This window comes from Microbacter sp. GSS18, from assembly GCA_029319145.1.
Classification (GTDB): domain Bacteria; phylum Actinomycetota; class Actinomycetes; order Actinomycetales; family Microbacteriaceae; genus Microbacterium.
The window spans coordinates 1,518,295-1,540,935 of sequence record CP119753.1 but is presented as its reverse complement, the minus strand read 5'-3'; the positions used below and the strand labels follow the sequence as shown (position 1 = coordinate 1,540,935).

Annotated in this window: 26 protein-coding genes; 11 read left to right on the top strand and 15 right to left on the bottom strand. The window is 70.1% G+C overall.

What is annotated here, in order from left to right:
* The first annotated feature begins 113 nt into the window (after positions 1-113).
* Together P0L94_07305 and P0L94_07300 are read left to right on the top strand one after the other, a co-directional pair.
* Positions 114-1,145 (top strand): aldo/keto reductase, encoded by a 1,032-nt coding sequence (locus tag P0L94_07305; GenBank protein WES65872.1) that lies wholly within the window; start codon positions 114-116, stop codon positions 1,143-1,145.
* Positions 1,146-1,240: 95 nt separating this feature from the next.
* Positions 1,241-1,843, top strand: coding sequence for a histidine phosphatase family protein (locus P0L94_07300; protein WES65871.1), 603 nt, complete (start codon positions 1,241-1,243; stop codon positions 1,841-1,843).
* On the opposite strand, the gene P0L94_07295 is transcribed toward P0L94_07300, so the two are convergent.
* Complete coding sequence (locus P0L94_07295) at positions 1,831-3,051, bottom strand: RimK family alpha-L-glutamate ligase (GenBank protein ID WES65870.1); 1,221 nt, start codon at positions 3,049-3,051, stop codon at positions 1,831-1,833. The genes P0L94_07300 and P0L94_07295 overlap by 13 nt on opposite strands.
* A 25-nt stretch (positions 3,052-3,076) precedes the next feature.
* On the opposite strand from P0L94_07295, the gene P0L94_07290 reads away from it, so the two are divergent.
* Positions 3,077-3,565 carry a RimK/LysX family protein gene (locus tag P0L94_07290; protein ID WES65869.1) on the top strand — a complete coding sequence of 163 codons (489 nt, stop codon included), beginning with the start codon at positions 3,077-3,079 and terminating at the stop codon, positions 3,563-3,565.
* A gap of 6 nt (positions 3,566-3,571) precedes the next feature.
* Here P0L94_07290 and P0L94_07285 read toward each other — a convergent pair whose 3' ends face one another.
* Positions 3,572-4,054 (bottom strand): GNAT family N-acetyltransferase, encoded by a 483-nt coding sequence (locus P0L94_07285; GenBank protein ID WES65868.1) that lies wholly within the window; start codon positions 4,052-4,054, stop codon positions 3,572-3,574.
* Between the two features lie 62 nt (positions 4,055-4,116).
* Between P0L94_07285 and dapB the strand changes: the two genes are divergently transcribed.
* The 5 genes from dapB to P0L94_07260 all read left to right on the top strand — a co-directional run bounded on the left by dapB (position 4,117) and on the right by P0L94_07260 (position 7,119).
* A complete protein-coding gene (gene dapB, locus P0L94_07280; GenBank protein ID WES65867.1) occupies positions 4,117-4,929 on the top strand; it encodes a 4-hydroxy-tetrahydrodipicolinate reductase in 813 nt (270 codons plus the stop codon).
* Positions 4,926-5,369 (top strand): tetratricopeptide repeat protein, encoded by a 444-nt coding sequence (locus tag P0L94_07275; protein ID WES65866.1) that lies wholly within the window; start codon positions 4,926-4,928, stop codon positions 5,367-5,369. Before dapB ends, P0L94_07275 begins: the two co-directional genes overlap by 4 nt.
* A 181-nt stretch (positions 5,370-5,550) precedes the next feature.
* Positions 5,551-5,712 carry a hypothetical protein gene (locus tag P0L94_07270; protein WES65865.1) on the top strand — a complete coding sequence of 54 codons (162 nt, stop codon included), beginning with the start codon at positions 5,551-5,553 and terminating at the stop codon, positions 5,710-5,712.
* Between the two features lie 166 nt (positions 5,713-5,878).
* Positions 5,879-6,487, top strand: coding sequence for a GNAT family N-acetyltransferase (locus P0L94_07265; protein WES65864.1), 609 nt, complete (start codon positions 5,879-5,881; stop codon positions 6,485-6,487).
* A 191-nt stretch (positions 6,488-6,678) separates the two neighbouring features.
* A complete protein-coding gene (locus tag P0L94_07260; GenBank protein ID WES65863.1) occupies positions 6,679-7,119 on the top strand; it encodes a hypothetical protein in 441 nt (146 codons plus the stop codon).
* A 74-nt stretch (positions 7,120-7,193) separates the two neighbouring features.
* On the opposite strand, the gene P0L94_07255 is transcribed toward P0L94_07260, so the two are convergent.
* The 8 genes from P0L94_07255 to P0L94_07220 form a co-directional block, all read right to left on the bottom strand.
* On the bottom strand, positions 7,194-8,846 hold the full coding sequence (locus P0L94_07255; GenBank protein ID WES65862.1) for an amidohydrolase: 1,653 nt from the start codon (positions 8,844-8,846) through the stop codon (positions 7,194-7,196).
* Between the two features lie 45 nt (positions 8,847-8,891).
* On the bottom strand, positions 8,892-9,374 hold the full coding sequence (locus P0L94_07250; protein ID WES65861.1) for a DUF3237 domain-containing protein: 483 nt from the start codon (positions 9,372-9,374) through the stop codon (positions 8,892-8,894).
* The gene (locus tag P0L94_07245; GenBank protein WES65860.1) at positions 9,371-11,068 is read right to left on the bottom strand and encodes an ABC transporter ATP-binding protein; all 1,698 of its coding nucleotides are present in this window, start codon (positions 11,066-11,068) and stop codon (positions 9,371-9,373) included. The genes P0L94_07250 and P0L94_07245 overlap by 4 nt, the downstream gene beginning before the upstream one ends.
* The gene (locus P0L94_07240) at positions 11,065-11,928 is read right to left on the bottom strand and encodes an ABC transporter permease (protein WES65859.1); all 864 of its coding nucleotides are present in this window, start codon (positions 11,926-11,928) and stop codon (positions 11,065-11,067) included. Before P0L94_07240 ends, P0L94_07245 begins: the two co-directional genes overlap by 4 nt.
* Positions 11,925-12,878, bottom strand: coding sequence for an ABC transporter permease (locus P0L94_07235; protein WES65858.1), 954 nt, complete (start codon positions 12,876-12,878; stop codon positions 11,925-11,927). Before P0L94_07235 ends, P0L94_07240 begins: the two co-directional genes overlap by 4 nt.
* 144 nt (positions 12,879-13,022) lie before the next feature.
* The gene (locus P0L94_07230) at positions 13,023-14,675 is read right to left on the bottom strand and encodes an ABC transporter substrate-binding protein (GenBank protein ID WES65857.1); all 1,653 of its coding nucleotides are present in this window, start codon (positions 14,673-14,675) and stop codon (positions 13,023-13,025) included.
* A 106-nt stretch (positions 14,676-14,781) separates the two neighbouring features.
* Positions 14,782-15,243, bottom strand: coding sequence for a DUF3237 domain-containing protein (locus tag P0L94_07225; GenBank protein WES65856.1), 462 nt, complete (start codon positions 15,241-15,243; stop codon positions 14,782-14,784).
* Complete coding sequence (locus P0L94_07220; GenBank protein ID WES65855.1) at positions 15,240-16,907, bottom strand: CocE/NonD family hydrolase; 1,668 nt, start codon at positions 16,905-16,907, stop codon at positions 15,240-15,242. Before P0L94_07220 ends, P0L94_07225 begins: the two co-directional genes overlap by 4 nt.
* A 171-nt stretch (positions 16,908-17,078) precedes the next feature.
* Between P0L94_07220 and P0L94_07215 the strand changes: the two genes are divergently transcribed.
* The gene (locus P0L94_07215; protein ID WES65854.1) at positions 17,079-17,651 is read left to right on the top strand and encodes a TetR family transcriptional regulator; all 573 of its coding nucleotides are present in this window, start codon (positions 17,079-17,081) and stop codon (positions 17,649-17,651) included.
* 98 nt (positions 17,652-17,749) lie between these two features.
* On the opposite strand, the gene P0L94_07210 is transcribed toward P0L94_07215, so the two are convergent.
* Positions 17,750-18,862 (bottom strand): serine hydrolase, encoded by a 1,113-nt coding sequence (locus tag P0L94_07210; GenBank protein WES65853.1) that lies wholly within the window; start codon positions 18,860-18,862, stop codon positions 17,750-17,752.
* A 73-nt stretch (positions 18,863-18,935) separates the two neighbouring features.
* Between P0L94_07210 and P0L94_07205 the strand changes: the two genes are divergently transcribed.
* Positions 18,936-19,166, top strand: coding sequence for a hypothetical protein (locus tag P0L94_07205; GenBank protein WES65852.1), 231 nt, complete (start codon positions 18,936-18,938; stop codon positions 19,164-19,166).
* Positions 19,167-19,519: 353 nt separating this feature from the next.
* On the opposite strand, the gene P0L94_07200 is transcribed toward P0L94_07205, so the two are convergent.
* Both P0L94_07200 and P0L94_07195 read right to left on the bottom strand, forming a co-directional pair.
* Positions 19,520-19,918 carry a hypothetical protein gene (locus tag P0L94_07200; GenBank protein WES65851.1) on the bottom strand — a complete coding sequence of 133 codons (399 nt, stop codon included), beginning with the start codon at positions 19,916-19,918 and terminating at the stop codon, positions 19,520-19,522.
* Positions 19,919-20,219: 301 nt separating this feature from the next.
* On the bottom strand, positions 20,220-20,903 hold the full coding sequence (locus P0L94_07195; GenBank protein ID WES65850.1) for a phosphatase PAP2 family protein: 684 nt from the start codon (positions 20,901-20,903) through the stop codon (positions 20,220-20,222).
* A 12-nt stretch (positions 20,904-20,915) separates the two neighbouring features.
* Here P0L94_07195 and P0L94_07190 point away from each other — a divergent pair, with 12 nt between their 5' ends.
* On the top strand, positions 20,916-21,161 hold the full coding sequence (locus P0L94_07190) for a hypothetical protein (protein WES65849.1): 246 nt from the start codon (positions 20,916-20,918) through the stop codon (positions 21,159-21,161).
* Positions 21,162-21,207: 46 nt separating this feature from the next.
* Here the strand turns inward: P0L94_07190 and P0L94_07185 are convergent, their stop codons facing one another.
* A complete protein-coding gene (locus P0L94_07185; protein WES65848.1) occupies positions 21,208-21,696 on the bottom strand; it encodes an adenosine-specific kinase in 489 nt (162 codons plus the stop codon).
* Positions 21,697-21,932: 236 nt separating this feature from the next.
* Positions 21,933-22,532, bottom strand: coding sequence for a hypothetical protein (locus P0L94_07180; protein WES65847.1), 600 nt, complete (start codon positions 22,530-22,532; stop codon positions 21,933-21,935).
* Positions 22,533-22,641 lie beyond the last annotated feature (109 nt).

Genomic DNA, 22,641 nt, shown 5'->3' with positions numbered 1-22,641 from the left:
CGTCTCAATCGCCGAGCCGCGCTCGGCGCTGTCCTAACCTCGTAGTACGTGCCGGGGGGCGCGGGTACGAAGGAACGCGAATCGGCCGCAGGGCCGGAGCGCGGGGGGTGAACATGAGACCCATAGGGATCGGAGCAGAGGCGGAGCCGCAGTCGGCGACGCCTCAGGCCGGCGCGGTGCATCCGTCCGCGCCCATCCCCGTCCAGGGTGCGCCGCTGGGCAGCGCCCTGCGGGTGGCCCTCGGCGACTCGGGCGCGGACATCTTCCCCCTCATCCTCGGGGGCGCCGAGTTCGGCTGGAACGTCGACCTGGAGTCCAGCCACGCCATCCTCGACACGTACGCCGAGCTGGGCGGCAACGCCGTCCACACCGCCGACAGCTTCTCGGGCGGCCGCAGCGAGCACATCATCGGCCAGTGGCTGCGCTCCCGCGGGCTGCGCGACGAGATGGTGCTTCTCGACCGCATCGGCGGCAACCCCGACCACCCGGGCCTCGGCCCGGTCAACCTGGTGCGCGCCGTCGAGGCCTCCCTCACGCGCCTGGGCACGGACCGCATCGACGTGCTGTACCTCGACGCGACCGCCGACGACGTCACGGCGATCGAGGACACTCTCGCGACCGCCGAATGGCTGGTCGAGGCCGGCAAGGTGCGTTCGGTCGGCGCCGTCGGCTACACGGCTGCGCAGCTGGTCGAGGCGCGCATCCTCGTGTCGGCGGGCCTGCCGCGCTTGAACGTGCTCGACGTCCCCTTCAACGTGCTGCGGCGCCACGAGTTCGACGCCGACCTGCGTCTGGTCGCCGAGGCGCAGGGCATCGCGGTGACGCCCTCGCACGCGCTCGAGCACGGCTTCCTCGCCGGGCGCTATCGCTCGCGGGCGCGCGGACCGCTGTCGTACCGCGCCGCGCAGCTGGCGGCCAACCTCAACCGGCGCGGCAGCCGCACGCTGCGCGCGCTCGACGCGATCGGCACGCAGCTCGGGGTCCCCGACGCCGCGGTCGCCGTCGCGTGGCTGCTCGCTCAGAAGGCCGTCGCCGCGCCGATCGTCAACGCGTTCGCCCCGGAGCACGTCGAAGAGCTCGTGCAGGGCGTCGGCGTGCGGCTCAGCCGGTCCCAGCTCGCCGACATCGCCCGGGTCGCCGAGTAACCTGTCCACACCTCCGCGGACGGCTCGGTCTCGTCACGTAGGGTGGGAGATGCGCCCCCGCGCCGAATCTCCCCCGAAGAAGTGAGCTCAAGTCCGTGACGCACTACATCTACCTCGTGCGGCATGGCGAGCATCAGGATGCCGAGCACGGCCTCACGGACGGCCCCCTGTCCGCCCGCGGTCGACGCCAGGCCCAACTGCTCGCCGGCCGCCTGTCGTCGGTGGCCTTCGACAGCGTCCGTCATTCGCCCCTCGAGCGCGCCGCCCAGACCGCACAGGCCGTCGCAGAGCGGATGCCTGCGGTGACGCCGTCCCCGTCGGCGCTCCTGTTCGACTGCATCCCGACAGGGATCACGCCCGACACGCCGACGGTGTTCGAGCCGTTCTTCGGCGGCGTCACCGAGGCCGAGATCGACGCGGGCCGCGCCCAGATGTCGGACGCCGTGAGCGAGTTCCTCGTGCGTCAGGCAGGCGACGTCCACGACCTCATCATCACGCACAACTTCGTCATCGCGTGGTTCATCCGCGAGGTGCTCCAGGCGCCCGAGTGGCGCTGGATGACGCTCAACCAGGCGCACTGCGGGCTGTCGGTGATCGCCCAGAAGCCGGGACGGCCGTGGACCCTGGTGTCGCACAACGACATGGCGCACCTGCCGCCCGAGCTGCGCACCGGGCTCCCCGACGACTATCCGGTCTGAGCGTCGGCGTCGTCGTCCGACGAGGCGGGGATCGGCTCCTTCGGGAGCTTGCGCACCTTGGCGCGGCGCCGCCTGCGCTCGGGGATCATCGAGCGCATCTCCTCGAGCTTGCCGAAGCACAGCAGGCGGTCCTCGGCCTCGAGGACGGTGCTGCGCCGCGGGTTGGGGACCACCGTCGTGCCGCGGTGGAGGGTCAGCACCGTGATGTCTCGCTCGCCGAGACCGGACTCGCCGAGCTTCTTGCCCACGATGTCCGCCGCGCCGTGCACGAGCAGCTCGGCCACGCCGTAGCCGGTGGACACGCTGAGCCGCTGGCGCACGTCGATCTCGGGGAATGCGACCTGATTGGCGATGTGGTCGATGATGGCGCCGGCGACGTCCAGGCGCGTGGCCGTCTCGATGCCCTCGAGTCCGGGGGAGGAGTTGACCTCCATCACGAGCGGACCGTCGTTGCCGACGAGCATGTCGACGCCGGCGACCTTGAGTCCCATGATCTGCGCCGACCGCACGGCGGCCTGCTCGTATTCCGCCGTCAGCTCGACGGGCTCGACGGTGCCGCCGCGGTGCACGTTCGAGCGGAACTCGTCACCCGAGGCGCTGCGCCGCATGGCGGCGACGACCCGATCGCCGACGACGAGCGCGCGGATGTCGCGTCCGCGGCTCTCCTGGACGAACCTCTGGATCAGCACGTTCTGCTTCGTGGACTGCAGAGTCTCGATGATCGCCTCGGCGACCTTGACCTCGGGCGCGAGGATCACGCCGATGCCCTGCGTGCCTTCGAGCAGCTTGATCACGACCGGAGCTCCGCCCACGCGCTCGATGGCGGGGCGCACGTCGGCGCGATTGCGCACGAACGCCGTCGCGGGCATCCCGATGCCGTGACGCGACAGGATCTGGGTCGCCCGGAGCTTGTCGCGGGAGTTCGTGATTCCGTTCGCGGTATTGGGCGTGTACACGTCCATCTGCTCGAACTGGCGGACCACGGCGGTGCCGAAGTAGGTGATCGAGTTGCCGATGCGGGGGAGGATCGCGTCGTAGTCGCTGAGGGGCCGCCCGCGGTACTGCAGGTCGGGTTCGTCGCCCGACAGATCGATGCCGAACCGCAGGGTGTCGAGCACCTTGACGTTGTGGCCGCGCTGCAGCGCGGCGGTCTTGAGCCGCTGGGTCGAGTACGCCTTGGGCGCGCGCGAGAGGATCGCGAGCTTCATGGGTGGTTCCTGAGATGATGGGGGAGTGAGGCAGCCCGTCCATTCAAACATCATCGCGGGGTGGCGGGAGTGGGTCGCGCTGCCCCAGGCCGAGGTCGGCTGGATCAAGGCCAAGCTCGACACCGGCGCCCGTTCGTCGGCGCTGCACGCTTTCGACGTGCACGAGTTCGAGCGCGACGGCGCCGCGTGGGTGCGCTTCGGCATCCACCCGTGGCAGCGCACCGCCGACGACGAGGTCGTGATGGAGCTTCCCGTCCACGACCGGCGGTCCATCCGCAGCTCCAGCGGCCATACGCAGCGGCGCTACGTCGTGCTGATGACGATCCGGATGCTGGACCGCGACGTCACCGCCGAGGTGACGCTCACCAACCGCGACGAGATGGGCTTCCGCATGCTCATCGGCCGGCAGGCCCTGCGTCAGGGCTTCATCGTGGACTCGGGGCGCTCCTTCGTCGGGGGACGCGCGCCGAAGACGGTGCGGCGCCGCAACCGCGGCCGCCCCGTCGAGGCCTGAGGCCGGTCAGCCGGTCGCGAGCGGCTTGCCGTACCAGCGCGTCGCGTTGGGGTTGTCGTTGTACGGCTCGATGGCGGTGAAGCCCGAGCGTGCGTAGAGCGCCGCGGCGGCCTCGAGGGAATGGTGGGTGTCGAGGACGAGTTCGGCGGCGCCGAAGGCGCGCGCCCGGCGCTCGAGCTCGTCCATCAGCAGCACGCCCCAGCCGCGGCCGCGCGTCTCGGGCCGCAGGAACAGATGCTTCACCTCGTAGCGCGCGCCCAGCGGGCCTGCGGGGATGCTGCGGATGCCGCCGCATCCGACCGCGGAGCCCGCGTCGTCGTCGACGATCACGAAGACGCCGCGGGGAGGCGTGAACGCGGCGACGTCCGGAAACGTCGTCGTATAGGTGATGGACTGGTCCGCGAAGCCGGCCGCGCGCGCCCGGAAGTACTCGGCGAGCAGCGCCTGTGCGTCGGGGGCGTCGGCGGGGGATTCGCGCAGCTGGACCACCCTTCCAGCGTAGGCGCGGGCGGGACCGGAGCGAGCGAAGGCCGCCGCCTAGGATGGAGGCCATGACAACGCGCGTGGCCATCGTCGGCGGAACCGGCAAGCTCGGGAGCGTCATCCGTGACGTCGTGGAGTCCCACGAGGACTACGAGGTGGTCGCGGTGCTGGGCTCCGATTCGTCGCTGGACGAGCTCGGCGGCGCCGACCTCGTCGTCGACGCCACGACGCCCGCCGTGTCGGGCGACGTCGTGCAGGCCGCGATCGACCGGGGACTGAATGTCCTCGTCGGCACGAGCGGCTGGTCGGCCGAGCGCATCGCGCTCGTGAAGCCGCGCATCGCAGAGGCCGAGATCGGTGCGGTGTTCATCCCCAACTTCTCGCTCGGATCGGTCGTCGCCTCTGCCCTGGCCGCGGCGGCATCCGTCCTGTTCCCCTCGGTCGAGATCGTCGAGGCCCATCGCGACACCAAGATCGATTCGCCCAGTGGCACCGCCGTGCGCACGGCCGAGCTCATCGCTGCCGCGCGCGGCGACATCGGGCCGGTAGCGGCCCCCCACGTCGACCAGCGGGCGCGCGGTCAGCAGGTCGCGAGCGTGCCGATCCACTCGCTGCGGCGCCCGGGTGTCGTCGCTCGGCAGGAGACGATCCTGTCGGGGCCCGGCGAGGCGCTGTCGATCGTGCACGACACCGTGGAGCCCGCGCAGGCCTACGCCCCCGGCATCCGCCTCGCCCTCGACGCCGCCCGCGATGCGACGGGGATCGTCATCGGGCTCGACAGCCTCATCGACGTCGGCGTCCACCCGCGTCACACCCACGCCGGACCCAAGACCAGCCCGCAGGGCGGCTCGGGTCAGGTCGCCCGCACGACCCCCGCATGAGCGCGCGCATCGGCGTCGCCGTCATGGCGGCGCTCCTTCTGCTGTACATCGTCCTGGTCGGCCAGCGCGCGTGGGCGCTGCTGAACTCGGGCGACGGGGTCGGGATCGCGATGGGCGCAGCGCTCGTCGTGCTGCCGGCCATCGCCGTGTGGGGGCTCGGCCGCGAGCTGTGGTTCGGCGTGCGCGCCGACCAGCTGGGACGCCGCCTCGAGGCGGAGGGCGGGTTGCCCGAGGAGGTCGTGGCGCTGCGTCCGAGCGGTCGCGTGGTGCGCGACGACGCCGACGCGCTGTTCGCGACGTACCGCGACGCCGCCGAGGCGCACCCCGACGACTGGGCCGCGTGGTACCGGCTCGGGCTCGTCTACGACGCCGCCGGCGACCGCCGTCGAGCCCGCCACGCGGTGCGGACGGCGATCCGTCTGGAGTCCGCCTCGCGCTGATTCGCCGTGCGCGCCGAAGCGCTGTGCCGCGAGCGCGCAGGGACCCGAGCGGGCAGTCCGCGACCGACGACCCGGTCACGCTGAGATTCGGGATGCCGAAGATGGTGCTTCCCGAGCGTGGGGTCGCGTCGTACACTCTCCGCAGCGATCGAAACGTTCAAACCCGGAACGAGGCACGCCCATGACCGCTGTGAGCTGCACCTGGTGCAATGACGTCGTGACCCGCGACGTCCACCGCGAGGGTGATCTCGCGCTTCTGCTGACGGCGCACGACGCCGCGTGCGCCGGTCACGCCGCGAGCGGCCCCTGCGACCACACCGGACCCTGCTACTCGCGCACCTGACGGGAAGGACGACCGCCGATCAGCGGTCCTCTGAGAAGCGGACGGCCGCGCGGAACTGGGCGGCCACCGTCGACCCCACGCCGAGCGGCCACGGTGAACGTCACCCGACGAGTGTGGCACGGCGGTCGCACCCGTTCGGCCGCCCCCTGCGCGCTACGGTGACTCTGTGGATCCCCTCGACACCGTCCCGTGGCCGCTGCGCACCGAGCGCCTGCTGATCCGCCGAGCGACCGCAGCCGATGTCGCAGACACGTGGGTCTGGCGGCCGCTTCCCGAGGTGGGCGAGTGGATCACGCGTGCGCCCGAGGACTATGAGACGTATCGGGCGCAGTTCACGGATCCGGAACGGCTGGCGATGATGCTCGTCGTCGAGCTCGATGACGATGCCGACGATGCCCACCGCGGCCTGCTGATCGGCGACGTGATGCTGCGCGTCGAGGACGGGTGGGCGCAGGCCGAAGTGCGGGCCGATGCGCTCGCCGTCCAGGCCGAACTGGCCTGGACGCTCGACCCTGCGCATCACGGGCGCGGGTACGGGACCGAGGCGGTGCGCGCGGTGATCGAGGTGTGCTTCGGGCCGCTCGGCCTGCGCCGTGTGCATGCCGGATGCTTCGCCGCCAACGAGCCCTCGTGGCGGATGATGGAGCGCCTGGGCATGCGCCGCGAGGAGTACAGCCGGGCTACGGGCCTGCACCGATCGGGCGTGTGGCTCGACGGGATGGACTACGGGCTGCTCGCCGAAGAGTGGCAGGGCGTGGGCGACACGCGCCACTGAGCGGGCGCTGAGACCGTTCGCGCGGTGGAAGAGCGCAAGAGCCGCGGGAGAATGCCCTCGTGTCGCGACGAAGCGCCGGAGTGTCCCGCGGCGCCGATGCCGCCCTCTCCCTGTCCTCGGAGGGCGGCCGCGCCTAACGTGAGTTGCGTGACGTGAACAGCGTGCGCGCAGCTGCGCAGTGGGAGGCGATCATGCGACAGGTCGGATGGGTGCTCGTGCTGGTGGTCGCGGCGATCCAGCTGGTGTCGGGCGCCGCGCTGCTGCTGGGGGACACCGCGGCGACGTTCGAACAAGACACCGGCGTGTCGTGGGCGGTGCTGGACGACGTGTACCCGACGGTCACGCAGCAGTGGGAGATCGGTCAGGCGTCGAACCTGTCGGGCACGGTCGCCGTGGGCGCGTTCGCGGTGCTCGTGTGCGTGTTCGGGCTGCGCACGGGGCAGCGGTGGGCCTGGTTCGCGATGTGGATTCTGCCCCTCTACATGCTGCCCGGGGTGGTGGGGCTGCTGTCGACGGACAACCAGCAGGCCTTCGGCTACTTCGGGCTGGCGCTCATCGCCGTGACCGCAGCAGGCCTCGCCTTGTCGTTCCGCGGCGTGGTCGTGGGGCGATCGACCACGCCGACGGACTGACGCCGATCGCCTCGAGTGGACGCGGGACGGCCGTGCGCCCATGTGACGAGCGCGCGAGGCAGGTCTGGGCCGGCTCAGGACTCGAACATCACCTCACCGCCGACGACCGTGGTGGCGGTGCGCACGGTGTGGATGGACTCGGCGGGTTCGTCGAAAGGGTCGACGCTCGCCACGGCGAGGTCGGCGCGCTCGCCCACCCTGATTCGCCCGGGTCGGCCGAGGACGAGCTGTGCGGACCCGCTCGTGTAGGCGGCGAGCGACTGCTCCAGCGTGAGCGACTGGTGCTCGGCGTCGAGCGTCGGCGGCTGAGCACCGGGGGCGGGCGGCGTCGAAGGCGCTCCCGGGGGGAGCGGCGCCCAGCGGTTGACCGTGACGTGGATCGCGAGCCACGGGTCGGCGGGCGACACCGGCCAGTCCGAGCCCATGGCGAGATCGGCGCCGCCGTCGGCCATGGTGCGGAACGGGTAGCCGTGCCGCATCCGCTCCTCGCCGATGAGGTCGACCACGAACGGATCCGGTGCCGCCCACAGGCCCTGGATGTTCGCGGTGATCCCGAGCGGCCCGAAGCGGCGCGCGTCGTCGGGCTGGACTATCGAGAGGTGGGCGATGTGGTGACGAGGGCCGGAGCCGTTCACGGCGCGCGCGGTCTCGATCGCGTCGAGCGCGACGCGGATGCCGCGATCGCCCATGATGTGCAGGTGCAAGGAGAACCCCGCGGCGTCGAGCTGCGTCACGAACGCGCGGATGGTGTCCTCGTCGAAGTGCAGTTCGCCCGCGAAGCCGTCGTCGCTGTGGTTGCAGTACGGCTCGAGGAGCGCGGCGGTCTCGCCGTGCGGGACGCCGTCGATCATGGCCTTCGCCGTCGACGTGTCGAACCCGAGCGTCCTGTTGTCTTCTCGCAGCTCGATGAAGCGCGTCACGAGCGCCGGCACGTCCTCGAGGGCGAGGCCGCGCGGGACCCACAGCGCGCCGGAGGTGGTGCTCGTGAGGCTTCCGTCGGCGATCGCGCGCAGGTAGGCGGGTGTGCAGTCGGCCTTGCCGTTGAACTCACCGAGGATCGCCTCGTGCCATCCGGTGACGCCCAGCGACCAGAGGTACTCCTGTGCGTTGAGCAGCCCGGCGTGCATCTCGTCGTCGGTCGCGGGCGGGATGATGCGGCCGACCAGCTCGGCGGCGGTCTCATTGAGGTATCCCGTGGGCTCTCCGTCGGCATCCACGTGGATGTGCCCGTTGGCGGGAACCGGGGTGTCGCGGTCCACCCCCGCGAGCTCGAGCGCCTTCGAGTTGACCCACAGCGTGTGGTGTCCGGCGTCGCTGAGCGCGACGGGCCGGTCGGGGACGATGGCGTCGAGCATCTCGCGTGTGGGAGCGGGGAAGAGTTCGTGACTCCACCCGCCACCCGTCAGCCAGTCGGTGGCGGTGCGCTGGGCACCGGCGCGGACGAGGTCGAGGGTCTCCTCGACGCTCTGCGCGGGGGTCAGATCGAGGCTCAGCCGCTCGACGCCCGCGAACACCGCGTGCACGTGGGCGTCGACGAAGCCGGGGTGGATGAGGCCTCCCGCGGCATCGATCACGCGCGTGCGGTCGGTCATCAGTTCGCGGACCTGCTCATCGGACCCGACCCGGACGATGCGCTCGCCGGTCGAGGCGACGGCGGTGTGGTGTGTGCGGACTCTGCCGTCGAAGACCCGTCCGTTCACGATGACGAGATCTGCCGGTTCGGTCATGGATGTGTCAACTCTCTCTGCGATGAAGATGCGGTGCGCCCTGACTCAGATCAGGCGGAACACCCGGATGACGACGAGCCGCGGTTCCGGGCGCGCGTATCCGACGAAGACCGATTCCGTGAGCCACTGCAGGTCGGGGTGATCGGTGCGGAATTCGAACGCGGTTCGGTAGTAGAGGTCCCGTTCGGACACGTGGTCACCGGCGCGCATGCGCGCGAAGGTCTCGTCGTCGGTGCGCCAGATGCCGCGGTTGACGACCTCGACGCCGACCGGACCGCCCGGCAGATCGGCCTGGATGACGTAGCGGGCGTCCAGGGCGACGGTGAGTCCCCGCGCGTTCCACCAGTCGCCTCCGCTGTCGAGGATCGTTCCGCTGAGCCGGGGCCCGCCGAAGCTGCCGCCGGACACGCGGGCGAAGTGACGCCCTTCGCCGGGGACGGCGCCGCCGAGGGGGATCGGGGCGTCGACGCGGCATCGGAGTTCGAAGCAGTACTCGAATCCCGGCTCCATCAGGGTGTCCTCGGTCATGGTCGCGGCTCCGGGTGTTCGGTGATCAACGTGCTGCGGGTGACGGTGGGGAGCGCCTGGGTGCGGCCGAGACGCCTGCGGCGCGGCTTCCACCCTTCCCGCGGGATCGAATCCAGCAGCAGCCGGGTGTAGTCGGCCTTCGGCTCGTCGATGATCCCGGCGGCGCTGCCGTACTCCTCGATTCTGCCGTGCCGCATGACCACCACCTGATCGCAGAGCCGGCGGATGACGGTGAGGTCGTGCGTGATCATCAGCAAGGTGACGCCGGTGTCTCGGCGGATGCCGTCGAGCAGGGTGAGGATCTCGACCTGCGTTGTGACGTCGAGTGCCGAGACCGCTTCGTCGAGGACGAGCAGCGCCGGGTCCGCGGCGAGGGCCCGGGCGATCGCGACACGCTGACGCTGGCCGCCCGACAGCGCCCGCGGGCGTGCGTCGAGCAGGGCGGGGTCGAGCCGGACCTGACCGAGGAGCTCCGTGACGCGCGCGTCGATCGCGGACCTGTCCTCGCGGCGCCGGTGGACGCGGATCGCTTCGACGAGGCACTGCCGCACGGTCTGCCGTCTGTCCAGCGACTGGTAGGGGTCCTGGAAGACCATCTGGGCGATCTTCGCTCGTCGTCGCCGTTCCGCGCCGGTGCGTGCGGGACCGCTCCAGTCGCGTCCGTCGACCGTGATCGTGCCGGCGTCGGGATGCTCGAGGCCGAGCAGCATCCGCGCGGTGGTGGACTTGCCCGAACCGGACTCGCCGACGATTCCCACCGCCCCGCCTGCGGGTACCTCGAAGGACACATCGTCGACCGCGACGAGCGTGTCCTTTCCCCGGGACGCACCGCGCACGCGGTACGTCTTCTGCAGGTTCTCGATCGCGACCAGCGGCGGTGTCTCCGAATCCGCGACGTCGTGGGGCGCCGCCTCGTCGAGGGCGGCGGACATGAGCACGCGCGTGTACTCCTGCGTCGCGTCCTGGCGCATCGTCGCCGCGTTCAGCGTCTCGACGATGCGCCCGTGCTGCATGACGTTGACCTGGTCGCATACGGCGCCGGCGAGGGCGAGGTCGTGGGTGATGAACAGCAGCGAGAGGTCGCGGTGGGCGCGGAGGTCGGCGATCACCGCCATGACCTCCTCCTGCGTCGTCACGTCCAGCGCGGTGGTGATCTCGTCGGCGAGGAGGATCTCGGGGTCCATCGCGAGCGTCGCGGCGATCATCACCCGCTGCAGCAGGCCGCCGGACAGCTCCGCCGGATGCTGGTGCATGCGACGGCCGGGATCGGTGATGCCGACCTCGTCGAGCAGGTCCATGGCCCGTCCGCGTGCGGCATCCGGCTTCACGCGCGCCACGTGGATCAGCGCTTCGGTCATGAAGTCGCCGATGGTGCGCAGCGGATTGAGGTGCGCTCGCGGGGTCTGGAAGATCATCCCGACGCGGTGGGCGCGCAGGTCCGTCACCGCGCGCGGCGCCAGAGCGGAAAGATCCTGACCATCGATGCGGATGGCGCCGCGCGTGGTGAACCCGTCGGGCAGGAGCCCCGCGATCGCCCGCACGGTGAGGGTCTTCCCCGAGCCGGATTCGCCGACCAGTGCGACCGCTTCGCCGCGCTCGACGGTCAGGCTGCTCCCGAAGACCAGCTGGCGCGGTTCCGGTTCGCCGGGTGCGAAGATGTCGAGGCCGTCGACTTCGAGGATCGGGGTGGTCATCGTTCCTTCCCTTCGGCCCACACGGTCACGCGGGCGCCGATGATGCCGACGGCGAGCACCGTCACGACGACGAGGACCGCCGGGAACACGGACTGCTCGGGCGCCCCGGCGAGGATGCCGGCCTGCCCGCTGGCGATCATCGAGCCCCAGTCGGGGGCGGGCGGCTGCTGCCCCAGGCCGAGGAAGGAGATCGCGGCGAGATCGAGCATCGCGTAGCCGAATCCGATCGCCATCTGTGCGGCCACGAGAGGCATCATCGCCGGCACCAGATGCCGGAAGCAGATGGCCGGGCTCGACACGCCCTGCACCCGCAGCGCCGCGATGTACGGCAGGCCGAGCTCTCGCGATGCCGCCGTCTGGGACAGCCGTGCGACGACGGGGATGTAGGCGATCGCGAGGGCGACGACGGGTGCGACGAGGCCCTTGCCGAACATCGCGACCGCGAGGACCGCGATCACAAGTCCCGGGATCGCGAAGATCACGTCGATGATGCGCGCGATGCCGCCGCTGACCCACCCGCCGAACCAGGCGGCGGCGACCGCGGCGGTGAGCCCCATGAGTGTCGACAGCACCACCACGACGATCGGTGCGAAGACGCTCGCGCCGGCGCCGACGAGCGTGCGCGAGAGGATGTCGCGGCCCAGGTCGTCGGTGCCGAACGGGTGCGCGAGGCTGGGCGCGCCGTTCACGGGGCCGGCGTACAGCTGGTTGGCGTCGTAGGGAGCGAGCCACGGTCCGAGGACGGCTGCGACGACGACCAGTCCGAAGACGACGAGGGCGGCGAGGAACATCCAGTCCTTCGCCGCGGCGCGGCGCGCGGCGCCGGGGACCCGCCCGCGGGCGATCTGTGCGACGCTCATGCGCTGCTCCCTCCGGCGACGCTGGACGGATCGATGAGCAGGCTGATCGCGTCGGCGATCGCGTTCAGGACGACGAAGATGGTGACGAGGATCAGCGAGACGATCTGGACCACCGGCAGGTCTGCGCGTGCCGCCGCCTGGACGAGCAGCGATCCGATGCCGCCGATCCCGAACGCCACCTCGGCGATCGCCGACGCGGCGAAGAGCCCCGCGATCGTGGTGCCGGCGATGGCGAGGATCTGCGGAGACGCATTGCGGAAGACATGCGCGCCGAAGATGCGCGCGCGGGGGACGCCGCGCACGCGGGCGGTGTCGACGTGCTCGGAGTGCAGCTGGGCGACGAGCGAACTGCGCGTCACGCGGCTGATGTAGGCGTTGAACAGCACCGCCAGCGAGACGGCGGGCAGGATGAGGTGCCACAGGCGATCCCAGAATCCCTCTCCCTCGCCGTACACGGGGAACCAGCCGAGTGTCTTGGCGAAGATCCAGATCAGCAGGATGGCGACCACGAACGTCGGCAGCGCCATCCCGAGCGCGGTGAGGACGGTGACCGTGCGGTCGACCGCGCCGCCGCGGATCGCCGCGAGAACGCCCGAACCGACGCCGAAGATCAGGATGATCGCGACGGTGAGCAGCACGAGCTGCAGGGTGACGGCGAAGCGGGGCGCGACGAGCGTCATGACGTCGGTCTTGTAGACGAAGGAGCGTCCGAAGTCGCCCTGGACGGCCCCGGTGAGCCATTGCCAGTAGCGCGACCACACGGGGTCGTCGAGGTTGTACTCGGCGCGGATCTGGGCGATGAGCTCGGGGTTCGGCTTCGCGCCGCCGGCCAGCGCCGCGATCGGGTCGCCGGTGAGCAGCAGCGCCGAGAAGATCACGATGCTCGCCAGGAGCAGTGTGAGCAGCAGGCCGCCGAGCTTGCCCAGCAGTGTTCTGGTCGTCGCGTTCACAGCGTGTGCACCCCGCTTTCGCCGGTCGAAGGTGTTCTGGGTGTCATGTGCGCACCCACCGGCGGAGTCGCGGATCCTGCGCGGATGCGGCTCCGCGACTCCGGTCCGGTGAGTGGTGTCATGACGTCGTCGGGACCGGCTCGGTCACTCGCCGCCGAGGTGCAGAGCCCAGGGGCTGCTGTACGCGGCGATCGAGGTGGTCACTCCGGTCAGGTCACTGTTCAGGTAGGTGAGCTGATAGGTGCCGGCCAGGGTCACCTGGAGCATGTCGGGCGCGAAGATCTCCTGCGCGGCGACGAATTCGGCCGCGGCGGTCTCGGCGTCGGTCGCGGTGCGCGCTGCCTGCATGTGCGCGGTCACGTCCGGGTTGTCGTATCCGCTCCAGTTGAACACGCCGCCGAGCTCGGCCGGCATCAGGAACAGCGACGGGTAGCCGAGCACGCCGGGCGTCTCGAGGTACCCCTGTGTGGCGACGAAGTCGACTCCCTCGCGGTAGCTCGGATCGTAGAACAGGGCGCCGAAGTCGGATGCCTGCATCGCGTCGATCTCGATGTCGAGGCCGATCTGCGCGCCGGCGCTCTGGATGATGGCCGCCGTCTGCTGGAACTCCGTCGCCCCGGCGGGGACGGCGATGACCAGCGGTGCGCTGAGGTCTTCGCCGCTCTCCTCGACGAGCCGGCGGGCTGCGTCGAGGTCGACCTCGGGAGCGGCCAGCGCGTCGTAGCCGGCCTGGTAGATGCTCGCTTCATCCATCGACTGGAACGAGAACTCCGGCACGATCGTCTTCTGCACGTACCCGAGACCGTTCACCACCGTGTCCAGGTACTGCTGACGGTCGATCGCGAGGCTCAGCGCCCGACGGATGCTCGGGTTGGCGGCGGCGCTGGTCGCCGACACGGGGCCGAAGCTGTAGGAGGCCGTCGAGGGTCCGACGACGAGGGTTCCGGCGCCGTCCCCTTCGAACACGGCCCGCGATGCCGGCGAGACGTTGATCGCGCCGTCGATCTCGCCCTGGGTGAGCGCGGTGGCGAGCGTCGAGCCGTCGGAGACGAACGTGTAGGTCAGGGTGTCGACCAGGGGAGCGCCGCCCCAGTAGTCCTCGTTCGCGGTCGTGCTGATCTCGCTGCCCGGGACCCAGCCGCCCTCTTCGAGCTCGTACGGCCCGGTGCACATCAGCCCGCCGTCGGGGGTGCCGACGGCCTCGCCGACCGATTCACCGAAGGCCTTCTGCATCACGGCGGCTCCCTGGCCGGCCAGTGCGTCGCGGAAGGTCGAGTCGGGCGCGACGAAGTTGACCGTGACTTCGTGGGGGCCGGTGGCGACGATGCCCGCTTCAGGGTCGGGGACGACGAGCGCGAAGGCGCCGTACCACTGCGACATGGGGTTCATGCTCTGGCGAAGGCTGAAGACCACGTCGTCTGCGGTCACCGGTGCGCCGTCCCAGAACGTGACGTCGTCGCGCAGCGTGATCACGAAGGTGACCGGGTCGACGAAGTCGGCGCTGGTGGCGATGCCGGGCTCGATCGAGAAGTCCGGCTGCAGCGTCAGCAGGTTGTCGCACAGGTTGGGGATGATCAGGTTCGCCGACGATGCGGGGTTGAGCGTCGCGGGCTCGCCTTCGACGATGGCCCACGTGACCTCGTCGACGGGCTGCGTGGCCGCGGGGAGCGCGTCGACGAGCGTGACGTCTCCGAAGCCGCCGTCTGCGGTGGCGCCCTCGCCCTCGGCGGTGCAGCCGGTGAGGACGAGGAGCGTCGCGCAGGCGACGGAGCCGGCGAGGAGTCCGATTCTCTTCATGATCGTTGTTCCATTCTTCTGGTGCGGTGCGAGATGGATCGCCCTAGATCTCTCGGCCCGCGAGGGTTGCTGTTCGTGTGCTTCGTGTTCGGTGTCGGGGCGTCGGTCAGGTGACGAGGTAGACGCGGATGCACACCTCCCCGTCCTCGTCGCGGGCGACGCCGATGAACTGGTTCTCGGTCAGCCAGCGGTACGGGGGTGCATCGGTCTGGAAGACGGGGGCGGTGCGGAAGTACAGGCCGGGCTCGTCGGCGGGCACGTTCTCTCCGCGCTCCATGCGGGCGAGCACGTCGGCGCTCGCCCGGAAGTACCCGCGGTTGAGCACGTCGATGACGGCGCCGTCCGCGGTGCGGATCATGTACCTCGCCTCGAGTTGCGCGGTCCCGGAGCGCTCGACGGCCCAGTCGCCGCCGCCGGCGAGCACCTCGCCGGTGAGGCGGGGGCCCGCGACGCTCCCGCCCGTGACGGGTGTGAACGTGAGTTTCTCGTCCGGTCCGCGGCCGATGTGGAGCTCGGGAGCGATCGCGGCGCGGATCTCGAAGACGTACTCGAGCTGGGGTGCGGTCACGGCAGGTCTCCTTCGAGGACGGTGACGGTCAGTGAGAACCCGTCGGTGCCGCCGACGAGCATCGATTGGGTGTTCGCGCGCGTCTCGCCCCAGGTCCACGGGTCGGCTCCGGTGCCGGTCTGCGGGAGGAACTCGGGATAGTCGCTGCTGCTCACGTGCACGCGCAGGCGATGGCCGGCTCGCACCCGGTATCCGATGTGACCCAGGCCGATCGTCACCGTGGCCGGCTCGGTCGCATCCAGCAGCTGCTGCTGACCGCGGGCGATGCGCAGCGCGGTGCCGTCGGGCGCGACGTCGAGCAGCCGCACGAAGACGTCCATGACCGGCCCGTCGGAACAGACGCGCACCCGTGCCGAGACGGGGCCGGCCAGATCGACATCGGCCGCAGCGGGGGCGGTGTCGAAACGCATGACGTCGGGGCGCTCGCCGAGCGGCGCCTCGTCCGGCTTGGTCAGCAGGAAGGAGAACGCGTCGGGAGCGCTCGAGGGAACCAGGTCGGCGGGATCGTGAACCCACGCCAGTGCTGATTCGGTCGTCGGAGGCGTGACGGCGAGCGCACCGTCATCGGTCGCCCATCGGGTGACGGCATCCGCTCCGCAAGGCGGCCACGTCTCGCTCTCGCGCATCCCCGCCGTGCCGGCGAGGTTCCAGGCGACACGAGGCAGGTCCGTCGCGGAACCGTTGCCGCGCACGAACACCTCGAAGAACGCCAGTGCCGGGTCGAGCGTGCGGGGGAGGAGGGCTCGGATCTGCTCGTCGGTGCGGTCCTCGACCCGGTCCTCGTCCGCTTCGAGCAGTTGGAAGCTCTCGTGGTCGATCGGCTCGATGCGCAGGTAGTGATGGGCGTCCCAGTTGGGGTGGCGCCGGATCCGCTCCACGTCCGCCCAGGACAGCGGGGCGCAGTTGTCCCACCAGCCGATCGTGTGGAGCGCCGGCACCGAGCGTCCGGCGAACGGGTCGCCGTTCGGGAAGCGGGGGAGCAGCACCGGATGCGGGTACCACTGGTCATAGGACAGGCCTCGCGTGCCGACCTGGGCCATGAACTCCTCGGCCTGCGCGGCGAAATCCCGCCGGTCCCAGTCGGGCTCCCAGTGCAGCATGTCGCGGTCGAAGAACTGGGTGAGGGGGTACAGGTAGGTCACGGCCCACTCGACGTCTCGCGTGCGGCCCGCCTGATCGCGGCGCACCGGTTCGCCGAGGTCGGTGCCGGTCACTCGTGGCGAGATGGCCTTGAGGGCGGGGTGACCACTGGCCGCTGCGGCCCACTGCGTGTAGCCGTAGTAGCTGTCGCCCCACATCGCGACGCGGCCGTTGGACCAGGACTGCTGCGTGATCCACTCGATCGTGTCGTACCCGTCATCGACCTCGTTGACGAACAGCAGGGCGTCTCCCTGTGAACGGAACTTGCCCCGCACATCCTGCGCGACCACCCGATAGCCGTGCTGCACGAGGTACTCGGCGACGAGCGGGATGAAGCAGTAGACCCCCGACTTGTCGTAGGGCAGACGGATCAGGACGGTGTCGCCCGGAGTCGTGTCGGCATTCGCGGGAGCGCCCGGCAGATACACGTCCCCGGCGAGCAGCACGCCGTCGCGCATGCGGATCCGGACCGGGAACGCGAGGTCGCTCTCGGGTGCCGGAGGCGTGCGCAGAAGGTCGGGCATGGTGCTCCTCTGTCGTGGATGCCGCGGGTCCGCGGCGGATTGAAGGTCACGCTACGGAGCCGAACGTTTCTAGTCAAGTCCGACTAGACTAGAATTTACGGAGCCGTTACACTCGGCGCTGATGGAGGGCTGGCTCACGTCCGCCGCCTACCCAGGAGAGGAGACGCGAGCATGGCACGCCCATCCGTTGCGGCCGAGCGTCGAGAGCAGATCATCGAGGCGACGATGGCCACCATGGCCGAGCACGGCGTCAGCGGTACGACGCTCGACCGGATCGCGGATGCCGTCGGCATGTCACGCGGTCACGTCCGGCACTTCGTCGGCAACCGCGACCAGCTGCTGCTCGACACCGCGATCGCCGTGTTCGCCGATGCCGGCGGCACGGTCGGCTCTATCCTGCCCACCGCAACAGCCGACCTGACGGCCGCCCTCGACTATCTCTTCGGCCCGGAGTTCGGCTCACCGGATGCCGAGAATGCGGTGGTGCTGGGGCTGGTCGAACTCTCGCGCACGACGCCCTCGATCGCCGAGGTGCTCACCGCCGCGTACACGGCGACCCGCATTGAGCTGGCAGAACTCGTGGGCCGGGCGCACCCGGATGCCACCGAAGAGGCCTGCGTCACCGCCTCCTGGGGTGTGCTCACGTGTGCCCTCGGCTCGGTCTTCCTGGGCGATTTCGACCGTGACCCCACCCGGCTCGCGCACTCGCGGGCGGCGGCAGAGGCGCTCCTCTCGGCGATCTGACCCGGCTTCGCTCGTCGAACACGGCGGCGTCCCGCGCGACCAGCGGGGAAGCATCTCAGGGAAGGGCGCTGTCAGGCATCCGCATCGTCTCTGGCCGACTACGGAAGTGAGGCGACGAAGTCGGCAACCAGGTTGAGGTTCGCCTTCTCGATCTTCCACGGTCCGTCTCCGTGCTGGAGGTGGAGCGGGTCGGCGAGAAAGACGATCATCATGTCGAGCGGCTCGATCAGCGCGATCTGCTGGCCGCCGTGACCCCATGCGAGGTTGTAGCGGTGGTTCCCGGCCTGAATCGACCACCACTGATAGCCGTACGCGTTGTCGCCCCAGTTGCTTCCGACGCGTACCGTCCAGGTTCCCTCCGAGTAGATATCGAGGGACTCCTCGACCCATTCCGAGGGGACGACCTGGACTCCCTCGTAGCTTCCGTCGTCGAGGTACATGAGGCCGAAGGCGGCCAGGTCCGTCGACGACAGGTCGATGTCGGAGAAGCCCAGGTAGTTGCCGTCCCAGTCGGTCTGCCAGAAGCCGGGCGTGATCCCGAGGGGATCGAACAGGTGCTCCTGGGCGAATGTCTTGAGGTCGGTACCGCAGGCCCGGGACACGATGATGCCGAGCAGATGCGCCGTGAAGTTGCTGTACGTCGAGTCGGTGCCGGGGTCGTAGGCGAGCGGCACCCCGACCAGATCGGACTCATGGAACCCGGTGAAGAGCCACTCCGTTCCCTCGGCGCTGGACTCCTCCCACGGGAAGCCGGCCCGCATCTGCAGCATCTGCCGGATGGTGATGTCGTTCTTCCTGTTGTCGGTGATCCGATTCTCGAACTCCGGGAAGAACTCCATCAGCTTCTGATCGAGACTCGTCAGGCATCCTTCCTCGAGGGCGAGTCCCACCAGCGCCGAGTTGATGCTCTTGGTCACGGAGTGGACGTTGACCTGCAGATCCGGACGGCCGATGCCGAAGTAGTCCTCCGCGACGAGGTAGCCGTTCTTGAACACCAGCAGGCTGTACGCCGTCTCCAGTCGCGCGGCGTCGTAGTACAGCTCGGCCACGAGGTCCGGATCGAGACCCTGCGCTTCCGGGGTCGACACGGGCCATTCGTCTTGGGTGACCGGGGCGTAGTCGACGGCCTCCAGGTCCTCTGCCGACGGCCCGCAGGCCGTGAGCACCAAGCCGAGCGCTACGAGCACCGCAGCGAGCCGCGCGACTGACATGCTCCCGTTCTCCCGCATCCTGGTGCCGAACGCCAGGGTCGAAGGTCACGGCGGGGCGGTCTACGATGTGGCGGTGTCCATGTCGCGCGGTTCGAGGGGTGTCGCCGCGGTCGCCGTCGGCGTCGGATGCTGGCTGCTCGCGGGAGTGTTCGTGCGGGTGAGTCTGGACTGGTCGGACAGCCAGCCCTACGCCGGGGGCGTGACCGAGGCCCGGTACATCCTGTTCGCGTGCATCGCGGTGGCGATCGCGGCCTTCGGCACGATCGCGGGAGTCGTCCTGTGGCGTCGTCGCGGCCGACGCTGAGCTTCCCCGCGTCGTAGTACAGCTCCGCCACCGCTGTCGGATCCAGTCCCGCATCGGGCGGGGTCGACACCTGCCAGTCGTCACCCGCGACCGGGGTGTAGTCGACGGCCGCCAGTTCCTCGGGCGACGGGCCGCCGCTGCATCCGGTCCCGAGGGCGAGCGTCGCCGCCACGACGGCGACGGCGCCGACCGCTCTGCCGAAGCCACGGGACTGCGTGCGCATGCCCCTCATTCGGACACGGGTCCGCCATGACGAACCAGGGCCGAAGGTCACCCACCGTCCAATCACCGCACGCCAACCGGTACGCGCCGTTCCCGAGGCTGCGAAGGAGTTCTGCTTCGCTGTGCGCCGCCTATGGGCAGGTGATGCTGATCACCGCGTCGCCGGCGTTCACCGGGTCCGGGTTGGAGCCGTCATTCGCCGGCTGCTTCATCATCGGGCCGGAGTAGGAGAAGCTGGCACCGTCGATGCCGACGTCGCCGTCGACCAGCCCGCCGGTCATCGCGGGGAAGTAGGTGATCGGCCCGGGCTCGGACTCCGGGTCTGCGATCCGGAAATCGACCGATCCCATCCAGCCGCCGTCCGTCGCGTTCATGCCCCCGCCGAGGGTGATCGCGTTGTCCCCCTCTCGGAACGCGAAGGTGACCGACTCGGTCGAGACGGAGCACTGGAGGCCGCCGGCGTCGCTCAGGGTGATCTCGAGGCCCTCGACCTGCACGTACGCGGTCCCCGCCGGTTGCGCATTCACCACCTGCCCACTCGTACCGTCCCCGGCGTCGCCGGAACCTGTCGAGGAGTCGCCGCCGCCTGCGGAAGAGTCGTTGGATCCGCTCGAATCCGGGGGTCCGAGGCCGCACGAAGTGAGCAGTGCGAGGGCGGTGATCCCGAGCGCGGCGACGAGGGTGGTTCGACGCGCGGTTCGTGTTGAGTGACGGAGCATGTGCGATCCTCCCCAGGGAGTTGGCGTCTGCGATCCGCTCCCGAACCTACGCTTCCCTCGCCACGGGAACAACAGGACCGTCCCCGCCCGACGGGCGGGGCTTCCCGCCCGTCTATGGCAGGATCAGCTCCCGCCGCACCACAGTGGCGCTCCACCGTCCCAGCATCGCGCCCGCGACGGTGTCCGAGATGTGGTGCTGGCCGCGGTAGACCCGCGAGAACGCGATCGCGCCGGGCATCCCGTATCGAAGAAGGGGGCCGAGGAACCGCGCGCCACGGGCGCCGTGGCGGTCGAGCAGGTCGGCGAGCGTGCCGTGGAGCGCGAAGGCTGCGGCCGTGTGCCCCGAGGGGAACGACGACGTCGCGTGCGGCTGCTCCGGGCGCCACACCCCCTGGGGTCGTGGCCGTCTCACGAGCGCCGCGGATGCGACGAAGCACGCGGTCTCGAGGGCGAGCGCCGCCGCCGGGGCGACCGCGGAGCGCCGGTTGCGCGTCGACAGCCAGATGACGCCGCACCAGATCGCCCCGTTCGCGATGGTCTGGGGCACGCCGGAGTACCACGAGAGCGGCTGGGTGACCTGGTCGATCGGCCCGCGCGGCCAGGTCGGTTCGGCGGGGTCGGTCGCGCCCGCGGCATCGCCGTCGTCCGGCCGGTGGCCGAACGCGTCCTGGAGCGCACGCAGGGCCCGGTCTTCGCGTGGGTCGTCGCCGCCGAGGAGCCGGATCACCCGCCCGGCCGCGGCGAGAACGGCGATCGCGCCGAGCCCCGGCAGGACGACGGCTCGGAGCAACGACATGCCGGAATCCTAGTGGCGCTGCGGTCGGGCACGCGCTGGTCGCGGGATGACATCGTCGCCGCGCTCCGGGCCGAACAAGATCGCGGGCCGGCGGTCACGGCTGAATGGGAACTGCGCGAACTGGCTCAGGACGTCGCGCTCGTGACCTACCTGATCCACGGTTCGACTCAGGACAGCCGACACTCGTCGATCTGGACGTCGGTCGACGGAGCACCGCGGATGCTGTTCCACCAAGGAACCTTCGTCACCGCCGGCTAGCCATGCCGCTGCCGGTCGAGGTCCCACGGGAGGTCGCTGCGCCGCGTCAGAGCTTGTAGCCGATGGCGCGCAGGAGATCCTTGCGGTCCGTGACATCCTGCTCGGTCTCGACGCCCACCGGCGGCTCGCCGTCGATGACGCCGGTCACGCCGCGGCCGGCATCGGTGACGGCGACGAGGATCTGCACCCGGTTCGCCGTGGCGCAGAAGATGCTGCATACCTCGTGCACCGCCTTGACCTGGTTCAGCACGCTCACCGGGAAGCCGTCGCGCAGCATGATCACGAACGAGTGCCCGGCCCCGATGGCCGACGCGGCGGCGACGGCGAGGTCGACCAGCGCGTCGTCGTTGCCGGTCCGTCTGACGAGCCGTGGACCGGATGCCTCGCAGAACGCCACTCCGAATCTCAGTCCGCCGCCGACTCCGGCCAGCGCCTCATGCAGATCCTCGACGGTCTTGATGAAGTGCGATTGACCGACGATGACGTTCACGTCGTCCGGCTTCTCGAGCGGGACGACCTCGATGTCGACAGCCACGGTGCTCCTCCTTCGACGCCGTCAGCATAGACCCGGATGCTGTTCGACTCACCGGGGCGACCGTTCGCGTATGGTCGGTCGGCGGGCGCCGCCATGTCGACGCCCAGACGTCGGCACGGCTGGGCATTCCGTTCGGCCGGCCGCTCGAATCCACGGCGCGCAGCGCAGAGGACTCGAGCAGGTCACGCCGCGGGTTCGTGGTGACTGCTCACCCATTCGATGAGCGTGGTTGCGCCCTACTGCTCGAGGTTCTCGCGCATCTCCTGGTACGAGCCGGTGTTGAGCACCTCACCGGTCGCGTCGTCGACGAACTCGACGATCACATCGATGTCGTCCGTCGCCACGCCATCGAACTGCTGGAACAGCGCGCCTTGGATGTAGAAGCCGAGGGCCATCAGACTCTCGAGTTGGGTGTACCGATCGGCGTCGACGGAGACCGTGAACGAGGTCATCGAGTCGTTGAACTCCACGCCGGTCACGGAGTTCGTGTCGTCCGCGACCAACTCATCAGCGGCCTCCTGCGCGGACGAACGCATCTGGTCGAGCATCTCGTCCCGCTGAGGCTTCGTCATCGTGTAGATGACGGTGTCGCCATCGACAACCGCGACGATCCCGTTCTCGGCCGCGCCGGCGACGATCTCGTCATCGGTGAGCGAGCCGTCCGGGTCGAACAGTGAGCGTGCGATCCGCACGTCGACGGTGACCAGCTGCTCTTCGACCTCGATCGCTGCGGGTGAGGAAGAGGTGCTGCTTGCACCATCTCCTCCAGCGGAGCACCCACCGAGCACAAGCGCGGTGCAGACGACGAGTGGCACGACCGCTTTGCGAATCTTCATTGGAGTCCTCCCGAGGCTCGTTGTGGGTACTTGTCCCGCGTGTGAATCCGCGTGTGCCAGGATCCACTGCGCGGGCGGACACGTTCAGAGGCCTTGGTCACATCTTGTG

Excerpts from the sequence above, each read along its gene's own strand:
- P0L94_07305 (WES65872.1), top strand. The coding sequence starts at position 114 with ATGAGACCCATAGGGATCGGAGCAGAGGCGGAGCCGCAGTCGGCGACG.
- P0L94_07295 (WES65870.1), bottom strand. The coding sequence starts at position 3,051 with ATGAAGCTCGCGATCCTCTCGCGCGCGCCCAAGGCGTACTCGACCCAG.
- dapB (WES65867.1), top strand. The coding sequence starts at position 4,117 with ATGACAACGCGCGTGGCCATCGTCGGCGGAACCGGCAAGCTCGGGAGC.
- P0L94_07275 (WES65866.1), top strand. The coding sequence starts at position 4,926 with ATGAGCGCGCGCATCGGCGTCGCCGTCATGGCGGCGCTCCTTCTGCTG.
- P0L94_07270 (WES65865.1), top strand. The coding sequence starts at position 5,551 with ATGACCGCTGTGAGCTGCACCTGGTGCAATGACGTCGTGACCCGCGAC.
- P0L94_07260 (WES65863.1), top strand. The coding sequence starts at position 6,679 with ATGCGACAGGTCGGATGGGTGCTCGTGCTGGTGGTCGCGGCGATCCAG.
- P0L94_07255 (WES65862.1), bottom strand. The coding sequence starts at position 8,846 with ATGACCGAACCGGCAGATCTCGTCATCGTGAACGGACGGGTCTTCGAC.
- P0L94_07250 (WES65861.1), bottom strand. The coding sequence starts at position 9,374 with ATGACCGAGGACACCCTGATGGAGCCGGGATTCGAGTACTGCTTCGAA.
- P0L94_07245 (WES65860.1), bottom strand. The coding sequence starts at position 11,068 with ATGACCACCCCGATCCTCGAAGTCGACGGCCTCGACATCTTCGCACCC.
- P0L94_07240 (WES65859.1), bottom strand. The coding sequence starts at position 11,928 with ATGAGCGTCGCACAGATCGCCCGCGGGCGGGTCCCCGGCGCCGCGCGC.
- P0L94_07230 (WES65857.1), bottom strand. The coding sequence starts at position 14,675 with ATGAAGAGAATCGGACTCCTCGCCGGCTCCGTCGCCTGCGCGACGCTC.
- P0L94_07220 (WES65855.1), bottom strand. The coding sequence starts at position 16,907 with ATGCCCGACCTTCTGCGCACGCCTCCGGCACCCGAGAGCGACCTCGCG.
- P0L94_07215 (WES65854.1), top strand. The coding sequence starts at position 17,079 with ATGGCACGCCCATCCGTTGCGGCCGAGCGTCGAGAGCAGATCATCGAG.
- P0L94_07210 (WES65853.1), bottom strand. The coding sequence starts at position 18,862 with ATGTCAGTCGCGCGGCTCGCTGCGGTGCTCGTAGCGCTCGGCTTGGTG.
- P0L94_07195 (WES65850.1), bottom strand. The coding sequence starts at position 20,903 with ATGTCGTTGCTCCGAGCCGTCGTCCTGCCGGGGCTCGGCGCGATCGCC.
- P0L94_07180 (WES65847.1), bottom strand. The coding sequence starts at position 22,532 with ATGAAGATTCGCAAAGCGGTCGTGCCACTCGTCGTCTGCACCGCGCTT.